Source organism: Gemmatimonadaceae bacterium, from assembly GCA_035533755.1.
GTDB lineage: Bacteria > Gemmatimonadota > Gemmatimonadetes > Gemmatimonadales > Gemmatimonadaceae > JAGWRI01.
In genome coordinates this window covers 37,103-49,223 of sequence record DATLTC010000056.1, presented here as the reverse complement: position 1 = coordinate 49,223, position 12,121 = coordinate 37,103, and the positions used below count along the sequence as shown (strand labels likewise).

Annotated in this window: 11 protein-coding genes; all 11 read left to right on the top strand. The window is 70.2% G+C overall.

Annotated elements, in window-relative coordinates:
- Positions 1 to 167: 167 nt before the first annotated feature.
- The 11 genes from ccoN (at position 168) to feoB (ending at position 12,002) form a co-directional block, all read left to right on the top strand.
- A complete protein-coding gene (gene ccoN, locus VNE60_08440) occupies positions 168 to 2,441 on the top strand; it encodes a cytochrome-c oxidase, cbb3-type subunit I (GenBank protein HVB31533.1) in 2,274 nt (757 codons plus the stop codon).
- Positions 2,438 to 2,653, top strand: a complete 216-nt coding sequence (locus VNE60_08435; protein ID HVB31532.1) for a cbb3-type cytochrome c oxidase subunit 3 — start codon at positions 2,438 to 2,440, stop codon at positions 2,651 to 2,653. The genes ccoN and VNE60_08435 overlap by 4 nt, the downstream gene beginning before the upstream one ends.
- Positions 2,640 to 3,215: a cbb3-type cytochrome c oxidase N-terminal domain-containing protein gene (locus VNE60_08430; protein HVB31531.1), complete on the top strand. Its 576-nt coding sequence runs from the start codon at positions 2,640 to 2,642 to the stop codon at positions 3,213 to 3,215. The genes VNE60_08435 and VNE60_08430 overlap by 14 nt, the downstream gene beginning before the upstream one ends.
- The gene (gene ccoG / locus VNE60_08425) at positions 3,212 to 4,636 is read left to right on the top strand and encodes a cytochrome c oxidase accessory protein CcoG (GenBank protein HVB31530.1); all 1,425 of its coding nucleotides are present in this window, start codon (positions 3,212 to 3,214) and stop codon (positions 4,634 to 4,636) included. The genes VNE60_08430 and ccoG overlap by 4 nt, the downstream gene beginning before the upstream one ends.
- Complete coding sequence (locus tag VNE60_08420; GenBank protein HVB31529.1) at positions 4,633 to 5,121, top strand: FixH family protein; 489 nt, start codon at positions 4,633 to 4,635, stop codon at positions 5,119 to 5,121. The genes ccoG and VNE60_08420 overlap by 4 nt, the downstream gene beginning before the upstream one ends.
- Positions 5,118 to 5,855, top strand: a complete 738-nt coding sequence (locus VNE60_08415) for a sulfite exporter TauE/SafE family protein (protein ID HVB31528.1) — start codon at positions 5,118 to 5,120, stop codon at positions 5,853 to 5,855. The genes VNE60_08420 and VNE60_08415 overlap by 4 nt, the downstream gene beginning before the upstream one ends.
- The gene (locus tag VNE60_08410; GenBank protein HVB31527.1) at positions 5,842 to 8,310 is read left to right on the top strand and encodes a heavy metal translocating P-type ATPase; all 2,469 of its coding nucleotides are present in this window, start codon (positions 5,842 to 5,844) and stop codon (positions 8,308 to 8,310) included. The genes VNE60_08415 and VNE60_08410 overlap by 14 nt, the downstream gene beginning before the upstream one ends.
- Positions 8,307 to 8,474 (top strand): cbb3-type cytochrome oxidase assembly protein CcoS, encoded by a 168-nt coding sequence (gene ccoS, locus VNE60_08405; protein ID HVB31526.1) that lies wholly within the window; start codon positions 8,307 to 8,309, stop codon positions 8,472 to 8,474. Before VNE60_08410 ends, ccoS begins: the two co-directional genes overlap by 4 nt.
- A gap of 146 nt (positions 8,475 to 8,620) precedes the next feature.
- A complete protein-coding gene (locus VNE60_08400) occupies positions 8,621 to 9,508 on the top strand; it encodes an RNA polymerase sigma factor RpoD/SigA (GenBank protein ID HVB31525.1) in 888 nt (295 codons plus the stop codon).
- 209 nt (positions 9,509 to 9,717) lie between these two features.
- On the top strand, positions 9,718 to 10,011 hold the full coding sequence (locus tag VNE60_08395) for a FeoA family protein (protein HVB31524.1): 294 nt from the start codon (positions 9,718 to 9,720) through the stop codon (positions 10,009 to 10,011).
- Complete coding sequence (feoB, locus tag VNE60_08390) at positions 10,008 to 12,002, top strand: ferrous iron transport protein B (GenBank protein HVB31523.1); 1,995 nt, start codon at positions 10,008 to 10,010, stop codon at positions 12,000 to 12,002. The genes VNE60_08395 and feoB overlap by 4 nt, the downstream gene beginning before the upstream one ends.
- The last annotated feature ends 119 nt before the right edge of the window (positions 12,003 to 12,121 follow it).

The following is a 12,121-nucleotide window of genomic DNA, read 5'->3' as shown; positions in this document are numbered from 1 at the left end:
TTGCGGGAAACCGCCCGATGCGCACTTCCCCGGGCGCTGTGAGCTTGAGGCCGGCCGACTGCAGGCCGAGCGCCGCGCGATCCGCGGCGGGTTGCCGGCCACGCCGGCCGCCTACGCGCAGACGAGTGTCGCACGATCCATCACGCCTCTCACCGGACCCCCCTTCGATGATGCTCTTCGATGGCGCACCGGGCACCGTGGCCGCCGAATCCGGCGCCCCGGGCGCCCCGGCCATGCCCCGCGTTCCGTCGTCTGGCCTCGACTCCTTCTCGTACGACGACGACATCGTTCGCAAGTTCATGGTGGCCACCTTCGTGTGGGGCCTGGTGGGCATGCTCGTGGGGCTCATCATCGCCCTCCAGCTCGTGGTGCCGGCACTGAATTTCGCGCCCTGGTTCTCGTTCGGCCGGCTGCGCCCGCTGCACACCAACGCCGTCATCTTCGCCTTCGCGGGCAACGCCTTCTTCACCGGCGCCTACTACTCCACGCAGCGGCTGTGCAAGACGCGGATGTTCTCCGACCGCCTGGGCCGCTTCCACTTCTGGGGCTGGCAGGCGATCATCGTCGCCGCCGCGGTCACCCTGCCATTGGGGTTCACGCAGGCCAAGGAGTACGCCGAGCTGGAATGGCCCATCGACATCGCGATCGCGGTGGTCTGGGTGGTGTTCGCCGTGAACTTCTTCGGCACGCTCAAGCAGCGGCGTGAGCGCCATCTATACGTCGCGATCTGGTTCTACATCGCCAGCATCATCACCGTCGCCATCCTGCACATCTTCAACAACCTCTCCGTGCCCGCGGGGTGGTTCAAGAGCTATTCGATCTACGCCGGCGTGCAGGACGCGTTCATGCAGTGGTGGTACGGCCACAACGCCGTCGCGTTCTTCCTCACCACGCCGTTTCTGGGGCTGATGTACTACTTCATGCCCAAGGCGGCCGAGCGGCCCGTCTATTCGTACAAGCTGTCGATCCTCCATTTCTGGTCGCTGGTCTTCATCTATATCTGGGCCGGCCCGCACCACCTGCACTACACGGCCCTCCCCGAATGGGCGTCCACGCTCGGCATGGCGTTCTCGGTGATGCTGTGGATGCCGTCGTGGGGCGGCATGATCAACGGGCTGCTCACGCTGCGCGGGGCCTGGCACAAGGTGGTGGACGACCCGGTCCTCAAGTTCTTCGTCGTCGCGGTCACCGCGTACGGCATGGCCACGTTCGAAGGCCCGATGCTCTCGGTGAAGAGCGTCAACGCCCTCGCCCACTACACCGATTGGATCATCGCCCACGTGCACACCGGCACGCTGGGGTGGAACGGGTTCATGACGTTCGGCATGATCTACTGGCTGCTGCCGCGCCTGTTCCAGACCAAGCTCTACAGCAAGAAGCTCGCCGAGCTGCACTTCTGGATCGGAAGCTTCGGTATCCTGCTCTACGTCGTGGCCATCTACAGCGCCGGCGTCACGCAGGGGCTGATGTGGCGCGCGTTCGATCAGACCGGCCGGCTCGCCTACCCCGACTTCATCGAGACGGTGGTCAAGCTCTTCCCGATGTGGTGGATGCGCGCCATCGGCGGCGGCTTCTACATCGTGGGCATGCTGCTGTTCGGCTGGAACATCCTGATGACGTGGCGCAACCGCCCGGCGGTATACGACGTGCCGGTGATCCAGGCCCCGCCGCTCGCCAGGCAGTACGCCGAAGCGCCGCGCGGCGCGCCGCCGGCCGGCGCCTGGGCGCGGTTCGCGAACCTGGGCTGGCATCGGATGTGGGAGGGCCGCTGGCTGCTGTTCACCGTGATGGTGATCGTGGCCGTGGCGGTGGCCTCGCTGTTCGAGATCATCCCCACGTTCCTCATCCGCTCCAACGTGCCCACGATCGCCGCCGTCAAGCCGTACACGCCGCTCGAGCTCGCCGGCCGGGACATCTACATCCGCGAGGGATGCTTCAACTGCCACTCGCAGATGATCCGCCCGTTCCGATATGAGACGGAACGGTTCGGCGAATACTCCAAGGCCGGCGAGTTCGTGTACGACCATCCGTTCCTGTGGGGGTCGCGGCGCATCGGGCCCGATCTGGCGCGCGAAGGCGGCAAGTACCCGGACCTCTGGCACGTGCGGCACATGCAGGATCCGCGGTCGATCACCGCCAAGTCCATCATGCCGGCGTTCCCGCAGTTGCTCACCAACGACCTCGACTTCAACGCCATCCAGCGCAAGGTGGACGCGATGGCGATGCTCGGCGTGCCGTACGGCGACGCCGTGCTCGCCGGCCACGCGCCCGTGCTGGCCCACGCGCAGGCCGCGCTCATCGCCGACACCATCGCCCAACAGGGCGGACCCGCGGGGCTCCAGAACAAGGAGATCGTGGCCGTCGTGGCGTACCTGCAACGGCTGGGATGGGACGCCACGCACCTGTCCGCGCCCGCCGCCGGCGGCAAGGGGGCGCCGTGAAGTCGCTGTCCGACGTCGTCAGCGGAGCCGGCCTCCACATCTACGCCGAAGTCGCGCTGGTCATCTTCTTCGCGGTGTTCATCGCGATCGTCCTTCGCGTGCTGATCGCCAAGCGCTCCACCTGGGAGCATGAGGCCAACCTGCCGCTCGAAGACGATGACGCGCCCCCCCACCCGTCCCCGGACCAGGGAACCCGCCATGCCGACCAATAACCCCGATCAGGACCGGCTGCTCCAGCACGACTACGACGGCATCCAGGAATTCGACAATCCGATGCCGCGCTGGTGGGTCTGGGTCTTCTGGGCCACGATCGTGTTCGCGATCGTCTACGGCCTCGATCCGTGGCACGTGCTGCGCGGCCCGGGGCGCATTGCCGAGTACCAGGCGTCGGTGGCCGACGCCGCCAAGCGCTGGCCACAACCGTCGGGCGCCGCCGACGCGGCGACGCTCGCCGCGCTGGGGAGGAATCCGCAGGCCCTGGCCGCCGGCAAGAAGGTGTTCGTCACCACATGCGCGCCCTGCCACCGGCCGGACGGCGGCGGCCTCATCGGCCCCAACCTCACCGACGACTACTGGCTGCATGGCGGGACGGTCGTCGACGTACACAACACGATCACCAACGGCGTGCTCGAGAAGGGCATGCCCAACTGGGGCAAGTTCCTCACGCCCGAGCAGATCAACGACGTCGCAGGGTACGTGTATTACTCGCTGCACGACTCCCACCCGCCCAACCCGAAGGCCGCGCAGGGCGTGAAGGTGGAGCGGTCCGAATGACCGTGCCCATGGCGGCGGGGCGCGTGCTGCCGACGCTCAATGAGGACGGATCGCGGCGCTGGATCCGCCCCCGGCCGTCGCCCGGCAAGTTCCTCACGCGCCGCCGCGTCGTGGCGTACGTGCTGATGGTGGTCTTCTTCATCATCCCGTACCTCCGGATGGGCGGCAAGCCGCTCGTCTTGCTCGACCTGCCCGACCGGCAGTTCACGTTCTTCGGCGCCACCTTCCTGCCCACCGACACGCTGCTGCTGATGCTGCTCATGGCCAGCATCCTCATCGGCATCTTCCTGATGACGGCCCTGGCCGGACGCGTGTGGTGCGGCTGGTCGTGTCCACAGACGGTGTACATGGAGTTCCTGTTCCGCCCCATCGAACGGCTGTTCGAACGCGGGCGCAGCGGCTCCATGCAACTCGACCGCGAGGGCCTGCGCGGGCAGCTTCACCCGCGGCGACTCGCCAAGTACGCCGTGTATCTGGTGCTGTCGCTCTTCCTCGCCCACACCTTCCTCGCGTACTTCGTGGGCATCGACCGGCTGGTGGCCTGGGTGCAGCGGTCGCCGTTCGACCACCCCACGTCGTTCTTCATCATGGCGATCACCACCGGCGCCATCATGCTCGACTTCACCTGGTTCCGCGAGCAGACCTGCCTCGTGGCCTGCCCGTACGGCCGCTGGCAGTCGGTGCTGCTCGACCGCCAGTCGCTCATCGTGGCGTACGACCGCGCCCGCGGCGAGCCCCGCGCCAAGGGCAAGGAGCGCGCCGCGGGCGCCGGCGACTGCATCGACTGCGGCGCGTGCGTGATCACCTGCCCCACCGGCATCGACATCCGCGACGGGCTGCAGATGGAGTGCATCCACTGCACGCAGTGCGCCGATGCCTGCGACGCGATCATGGCCAGGATCGGCAAGCCCCCGGGACTCATCCGCTACAGCTCGCGCGCCGCGCTCGAAGGCGCGCGCGTGAAGAAGCTCCGTCCGCGCGTCGTGCTCTACCCCGCCGCGCTCGCCGTCACGTTCGGCGGCTTCCTGTTCGCGCTCAACACCAGGGCGCCCGCCGACATCACGGTGCTGCGCGGCATGGGAGAGCCCTACGTGACCGAAGCCGACGGCCGCGTGGCCAACCAGTTGCGCGTGAAGATCACCAATCGGTCGCCCGCCGATCACCGGTACACGGTGAGCGTCCAGGGCGCCGACGAGGGCACGCTCATCGCGCCCGAGAACCCGCTTCCCGTGGCCCCGGGACACACCGAGATGATGGGAGTGTTCATCATGCTCCCCCCGTCGGCATTTCACGACGGCGAGCGCCGCATCACGGTGAGCGTCACCGACGGCGCCGGCTACACCGACCGCGTGCCGTATCGCCTGGTGGGGCCCGAGCACGAAGCGCACGACGACGTCACACCCGAGGACAGACACCCATGAAGCGCGGCAGCAGTTGGCCCATCGGAGTCGCCGTCGTGCTGGCGGCGACCGTGGCCCTCAACATCTGGGTCTATCGCGTGGCGAACGACGATCCCTCGTTCGCCATCGAGCCCGACTACTATCAGAAGGCGATGGCCTGGGACAGCACCATGGCCCAGGCCCGGGAGAACGTCGCGCTCGGCTGGCGGCTGTCGCCCACGCTGGCCGCGTTCACCGAACACGACGGAGCCGTGCTGCAGGTGACGCTCACCGATTCGTCGGGCACCGCGATCCCCGACGCCACGGTGAAGGTGGCGGCGTTCTTCAACGCCCGCGCCAACGACGTCATCGACACCACGCTGGCCCGCGACTCCACCGGCTACGCCGTCACCCTGCCCGTGACGCGCGGAGGCGTGTGGGAGCTGCAGTTCGACGTGCAGCGCGGCCGCCAGCGGTTCACCGCCATCTCGCGCGTCGAGGCCGTGCCGGCGCGCGCCGGCACGTGACCCTCCTCCTGGGCGTGCTGGCCGCCAGCCTGGTGGGAAGCATCCACTGCGCGGCCATGTGCGGCGGCTTCGTGTGCGTCTACGCCGGAGCTTCTACCCCGCGTGGCCGCCACAACCTGCCCGCGCACGTCGCGTACAACGGCGGACGGCTGGTCTCGTACGTCTCGCTCGGCGTCGTGGCCGGCGCCATCGGCGCGCGGGTGGATGATCTGGGCCGGTTCGCCGGATTCGGCCGCGGCGCCGCCGTGCTCGCCGGGACGCTCATGGTCGCGTGGGCGCTGGGCATCATCGCCGCGTCGTTCGGCGTGCGCGTGCCCGGCACGCTCGCGCCCGCCTGGGCCAAGCAGCGCCTCGGCGCGGCGCTCATCGCCATGCGCGAACGCCCGCCGGTGGCCCGCGCCGCCGTCACCGGGCTGCTCACCACGCTCCTGCCGTGCGGATGGCTCTACACGTTCGTCGTCACGGCGGGCGGCACCGGCAGCCCGCTCGCCGGCGCCGGCGTGATGTTCGCATTCTGGCTCGGCACGGTACCCGTGCTCCTCAGCCTCGGGCTGGGCGCGCAGAGGCTGCTCGGCCCGGTGGCGCGCCGCCTGCCGTTGGCCAGCGCCGCGCTCGTGCTCGTGCTCGGGCTGCTCTCCATTGCCGGACGCGTTCACCCACCCGCCATGCACATGCGCGTTGGCGGGGCGAGCGGCATGCCGATGGCGATGGACCCCGCCCATGCCGGCCGCTGACCCCACGGCGCTCGCGCCCAACGCCGCCACAGGAGCTGCCGCCGCGGCGCGCGTCGACGTGCGCTGCACGCACTGCGGGCTCGATGTACCGTCCGGCCTCGTCGAGCCGGACGCCCAGCGCCAGTTCTGCTGCACGGGTTGCCGCGCCGCGTACGAGATACTGCACGACCACGGGCTGGACCAGTACTACCGGCTGGGCGAACTGCGCGAGCAACCCGTCACGCCCACGGGGCGCACGTACGAGGAGTTCGACCACGCGTCGTTCCACCAGTTGTACGTGCGCCCGCTCACCGGCGGGCTGGCCCAGGTGGATCTGTACCTCGAAGGCGTGCACTGCGCGTCGTGCGTGTGGCTGGTGGAGCGCGTGCCGCTCCTGCTGCCCGGCGTGGCCGGCGCCGAGCTGGAATTCCGGCGGTCGCTGGCCCGCGTGATCTGGGACCCCACGCGGGTGCCGCTCTCGCGCGTGGCGCGGATGCTCGACTCGCTGGGCTACCCGCCGCATCCGTTCCGCGGCGTGCAGCGCGAGGCCGTGCGCCGCCGCGAGGACCGCGCGATGCTGGTGCGCATCGGCGTGGCCGGCGCGATCGCCGGCAACATCATGCTCGCCGCGTTCGCGCTCTACGCCGGATGGCTGGGCGGGATGGAGCACGAGTGGCAGCAGTTCTTCCGGTGGGTGAGCTTCGTGCTCGTCACGCCGGCCATGTTCTGGCCGGGCCGCGTGTTCTTTGCCGGCGCCTGGTCCGCATTCCGCACGCGCACCCTGCACATGGACGTCCCGATCGCGCTCGGGCTGGCGGTGGGCTACGTCCAGGGCGCGGCCAACACCATCCGCGACGCGGGGCCGATCTACTTCGACGGTCTCGCGCTGCTCATCTTCCTGCTGCTCGTGGGCCGCTACCTGCAGCAGCGCGGCCAGCGCGCCGCGGCCGACGGCGCCGAGCTGCTCTACTCGCTCACGCCGTCCACGGCGCGCGTGGTGGACGAGGCCGGCGTCCACGAGATGCCGGCCGACGCGTTGCTCCCCGACATGCTCCTCGACGTGCGCCCCGGCGAGACGCTGGCCGCCGACGGCGTCGTGGCCGACGGTCGCTCGCAGTTCGACATGGCGCTGCTCACCGGCGAGTCGCGTCCCGTGTCGGTGAGCGCCGGCGCGCCGGTGTTCGCCGGCACCGTGAACCTCTCGTCCCCCGTGCGCGTGCGCGTGCAACAGGCGGGCGAATCGAGCCGCGTGGCCCGGATCCTCAAACAGGTGGAGGAGAGCGGACGCCGGCGGGCCCCCGTGGTGGAGGCGGCCAACCGCGTGGCCGGCTACTTCGTGGCCGCGGTGCTCGTGCTCGCCGGCATCACATTTGTGATATGGGAAGTTCTCGACCCGGGGCGGGCGGTGGACAACGCCATCTCGCTGCTCATCGTCACCTGTCCCTGCGCGCTGGCGCTCTCCACGCCGCTCGCCGTGTCGATGGCCATCGGGCGCGCCGCGCGGGCCGGCATCTTCATCAAGGGCGGCGACGCGCTGGAGGCGCTGGCGCGCCCCGGGCAACTGCTGCTCGACAAGACCGGCACGATCACCGAGGCGCGCACCGCGCTCGTGCAGTGGCAGGGCCCGGACTGGGTCAAGCCGCTCGTGCTGGCGCTCGAAGCCGATTCCTCGCACCCGCTGGCCGCCGGATTCCGCGCCGCGTGGCCGGAGCTCGCCGCGCCCGCGGCGCGCGATGCCGCGCACGTGATCGGCGGCGGCCTCTCGGGCACCGTGGATGGCCGCCTCGTGCTCGTGGGTTCGCCGCCGTTCGTGCGCCAGCGCGCCCGCGACACGCTCGCTGGCCCCGGGCTCGAAGGCACGATCGACGCCACGCTCACCCCGGTGTTGGTGGCCGTGGACGGCCGCGTCGTGGCCGCCGCCGGGCTGGGTGATCCGATTCGCGCCGACGCGGCCGCCTCGGTGGCCGCGCTGCGCGACCGCGGGTGGACGGTGCGCGTGCTCTCCGGCGACGCCCCGCCGGTGGTGCAGGCGGTGGGCCGTGTGCTCCACCTGTCTGCCTCCGACTGCGTGGGCGGCGCGTCGCCCGAAGACAAGCTGCGGGCCGTGGAGTCGGCCCGGGGCGAGCGACCGGTGGTGATGGTGGGCGACGGCGTGAACGACGCGGCGGCCATCGCCGCGGCGACGGTGGGCATCGGCGTTCACGGAGGCGCCGAGGCGTGCCTGGCCACCGCGGACATCTACCTCACGCAGCCCGGGCTGGCGCCGCTGGTCCAGCTGGTGCGCGGCGCCGAGCGCACGATGCGGGTGATCCGGCGCAATCTGGCGTTCTCGCTCGTCTACAACGTGGTGGGCGCCGGCCTCGCCATGGCCGGCCTGCTCAACCCGCTGATCGCCGCGCTGCTCATGCCGGCCAGCTCGCTCACGGTGGTGGTCAGCTCGTGGCGATCCCGAACGTTCGAGGGCCGGGTGTCATGAGTGTCATCTATATCGTGGTCCCATTGGCGCTGCTCGTGGTCGGGGCCGCCGTCGGCGCGTTTGTGTGGGCCGCCAACCGCGGGCAATTCGACGATCTCGATACGCCCGCCGTGCGCATGCTCCACGACGACGAGGAGCACAAGCCGCCATCCGACGCGCGCTAGTGGGCGGGACGCCGACGAGCGGTCCGCGTCCGCCCTGACCCACGCGGGGCAGACTCCCCACGAAACATCAGGCAACCTCCGATGCGGCAGGCCGGGGTGGGAATGAACATTGCACTGATACCACCGTCTGCCCCCGAGGCGAAGTCATGAAGCAAGTCAGCCATCGAGCCGCGCATCCCGCGTTTGAGTCCATCGAGCAACGGCCCATCCATCTCGACATCCTCGACCAGTATCTGCTCGAGGTGAACCGGTTCCCGCTGCTCACGCTCGCCGACGAGATGTCGCTCGCGCGACGCGTGCAGGCGGGCGACGCCGCCGCGCTCAACGAACTGGTGCAGCGCAATCTGCGTTTCGTGATATCGGTCGCCAAGAAATACCGCAACCGCGGCCTGTCGCTGCTCGATCTCATCGAAGAGGGGAACGTGGGCCTCCTCACCGCCGCGCAGCGCTTCGACCCCAACCGGGGCGTGAAGTTCATCTCGTACGCCGTGTGGTGGATCCGGCAAGCGATCCTCGCCGCGCTCGCCCGCCAGAGTCGCACGGTGCGGCTGCCGCTCAACCGGACGGGCGATCTGTCCCGGGTGGTCAAGTCCACGGCCGCGCTGCGCCAGGAACTCGACCGTGAACCCACCGAGGAGGAGTTGGCGCAGGTCACGGGCCTGTCCACGCAGGTGGTCCGATCGCTCGTCGGCGTGAACACCAACGAACTCCGCCTGGATGCGCCGATGACCTCCAACGGCGACCGCTCCGTGATGGAGCAGTTCCTCCAGGAGGAGGCCCCCGACGTGGAGCAGGAGACGATGCGCCGGTTGCTCCGCAACGACCTCGAAGCGGCGCTCCAGACCCTCTCGCCGCGCCACGCCCGCGTGCTCAGGCTGTACTTCGGATTCGACGACGGGCACGAGCGCACCCTGGAGGAGATCGGCGTGCTGTTCGGCGTCACCCGCGAGCGCATCAGGCAGCTCCGGGATCGGGCCCTGAAACACCTGCACGAGGGCCGCTCCAGCCGCACCCTGGCTACGTACGTCGGCTGAGGGGCCTGGCGCCCACCCGGACCCTTGGGCGGCCCCCGCCGGGCGCCGGTAAGCGGGTATCTTTGGGGTGTCGGGGATTCCCCGGCAAGTTTGCCGCAAAAGTGCCGATTGCTCCGTCCCCGTGACTGGTTAGGGTTCGATCAGCGGCGGACGCCCCGCGTTCGCCATGTGTTTGGACATCGACTGCTGCCGACCGCCCGCGACACCTCGTGCTCAAATTCTGGAAGAGGGCCACTCCCCGACGGACCGTCTCGACGCCGCGCCTGGCGTGTCCGGAGACCTGTCCGCTGGCCGCGTGTCCGATCGGGTTCTGCGCCCTCGTGATCGGCCTCTCCTGCCCCGCCCCCGAAGCCCGGCGTCTCCGCACACTGGGCGTGTTCGAGGGCGCCCGCGTGGGCATCATAGACACGCGCAGCGGCATCCTGCTCGATGTGCGCGGGTCGCGCCTGGCCTTGGACGTCGCCGTGGCGAAGACGATCCTCGTCCGTCGCGCGGCGGCATGAGCCACGGCGGCGCCCTCGCCCGCGTGATGTCCAGCGACGAGCGCGACGCCGCGCCCCTCCGCATCGCCCTCGTCGGCAACCCCAACTGCGGCAAGAGCACGCTGTTCAACGCGCTCACCGGCCGCCGCCAGCGCGTGGCCAACTTTCCCGGCGTCACGGTGGAACGTGCCGAGGGGGAGTACGTGCACGGGGGCGCCCGCGTGACGGTGGTGGACCTGCCCGGCACGTACAGTCTCGCGCCCGAATCGCCCGACGAGGCGATCGCGTTGGACGTCATCCTCGGCCGCGCCCAGGGCGTGGCCCCGATGGACGTGATCGTCGTCGTGGTGGACGCCGAGAATCTGGAGCGCAATCTGTACCTGGCCACCGAGATCCTGGAGTTGGGGCGCCCCACGGTCATCGCGCTCAATCGCGTGGACCGTCTCGAGCGCGCCGGCATGGAGATCGACGTCGTGGAGCTCATCCACGACCTGGGCGCGGTGGTGGTGCCCGTGGTGGCCACGCGCGGCGAGGGCGTGGACCGGCTGCGCCACGCCATCACGCGCGCGGCGGAACTGCCCCGCCCGGCGCTGCAGTTGGTGGCCGAGCACGGCGCGGCGGAGACCGACGCCGCTGCCGTCGGCGAGGCCGATCGCCGCTACCGCTGGATCTCGCGGGTCGTGGATCGCACGGTGGTGCGCCGCGCCCGCGCCACGCGGTCGGTGAGCGATCGCGTGGATGCGGTGGCGCTGCACCGCGTGTGGGGGCCCGTGATCTTTCTCGCCCTGATGCTCGTGGTGTTCCAGGCGATGTTCAGCTGGGCGCGTCCGCTGGCCGATGGGATCCAGGCGCTGGTCGGTCTGGCCGGCGAAGGCGTGCGGCTGGCGGTGCCGCCCGGGCAGTTGCGCGGCCTCCTCCTGGACGGCGCGCTGGCCGGCGTGGGCAGCGTGCTGGTGTTCCTCCCGCAGATCGCCATCCTCTTCCTGTTCATCGGCATCCTGGAAGACTCGGGCTACATGGCGCGGGCGGCGTTCGTCATGGACCGCTACATGCGCCCGCTCGGGCTGCACGGCAAGAGCTTCATCCCACTCATCTCGGGCTATGCGTGCGCGGTGCCGGCGATCATGGCCACGCGCACCATCCAGCACCCCAAGGAGCGGATGGCGACGATCATGGTCGTGCCGCTCATGAGCTGCTCGGCGCGGCTGCCGGTGTACACGCTGCTGGTGGCGGCGTTCGTGCCCGCGATCACGGTGGGCGGCCTGTTCAGCCTGCAGGGCCTCACGATGCTCGGCATGTACCTGCTCGGCACCGCGGCCGCGCTCGTCGCGGCGGCGGTGTTCCGCCGCACGCTGCTGCGCTCCGAGACCCGGGCCCTGATCATCGAACTGCCGTCCTACTCGCTGCCCAGTTGGCGGGTGCTCGGCAACTCGGTGTGGCAGCGGGTGCGGCTGTTCCTGCGCCGCGCCGGCACCGTAATCTTCGCCATCTCGCTGCTGCTCTGGGCGCTGGCCAGCTATCCGCGCGCCAACGCGCAGCCCGGACAGGTGATCACCCAGGAGCAGCAACTGTCGCAGTCGGCGCTCGGCCGACTGGGCCACGCCATCGAACCGGCCGTGCACCCGCTGGGCTACGACTGGAAGATCGGCGTCTCGATGATGGCGTCGTTCGCGGCGCGCGAGGTGTTCGTGTCGACCATGGGCACCATCTACGGCGTGTCGCGGGAAGGCGACGACACGCACGCGCTGGCGCAGCGGCTGCGCGAGGAGCGCGATCCGGCCAGCGGCCGGTTGGCCTACTCGCCGCTGATCGCCCTGGGCCTGATGGCGTTCTACGTGTTCGCGCTGATGTGTACGAGCACCGTGACGATGACGGTGAAGGAGACGGGCGGCGGATGGCGCGGCGCGCGGTGGGCCGCGCTGCAGTTTGCCTATATGCTCGTGCTGGCGTACGGCGCGGCGTTCGTGATCTACCACGGCGGTCTCGCCCTCGGATTGCGGGGCGCGGCGTGAGCCAGGCCTGGGTGCAGACGGCGATCGTGGCGACGATCCTTGCCGGCGCGGCGTTGTACCTCGCGCGGCGGATGTGGCGCCGGATCGCGAACGCGAGAAAGCCGCAGTCCGGGCCATGC

Coding starts and splice junctions, on each gene's coding strand:
- ccoN (HVB31533.1), top strand. CDS start 168: ATGATGCTCTTCGATGGCGCACCGGGCACCGTGGCCGCCGAATCCGGC.
- VNE60_08430 (HVB31531.1), top strand. CDS start 2,640: ATGCCGACCAATAACCCCGATCAGGACCGGCTGCTCCAGCACGACTAC.
- ccoG (HVB31530.1), top strand. CDS start 3,212: ATGACCGTGCCCATGGCGGCGGGGCGCGTGCTGCCGACGCTCAATGAG.
- VNE60_08420 (HVB31529.1), top strand. CDS start 4,633: ATGAAGCGCGGCAGCAGTTGGCCCATCGGAGTCGCCGTCGTGCTGGCG.
- VNE60_08410 (HVB31527.1), top strand. CDS start 5,842: ATGCCGGCCGCTGACCCCACGGCGCTCGCGCCCAACGCCGCCACAGGA.
- ccoS (HVB31526.1), top strand. CDS start 8,307: ATGAGTGTCATCTATATCGTGGTCCCATTGGCGCTGCTCGTGGTCGGG.
- VNE60_08400 (HVB31525.1), top strand. CDS start 8,621: ATGAAGCAAGTCAGCCATCGAGCCGCGCATCCCGCGTTTGAGTCCATC.
- feoB (HVB31523.1), top strand. CDS start 10,008: ATGAGCCACGGCGGCGCCCTCGCCCGCGTGATGTCCAGCGACGAGCGC.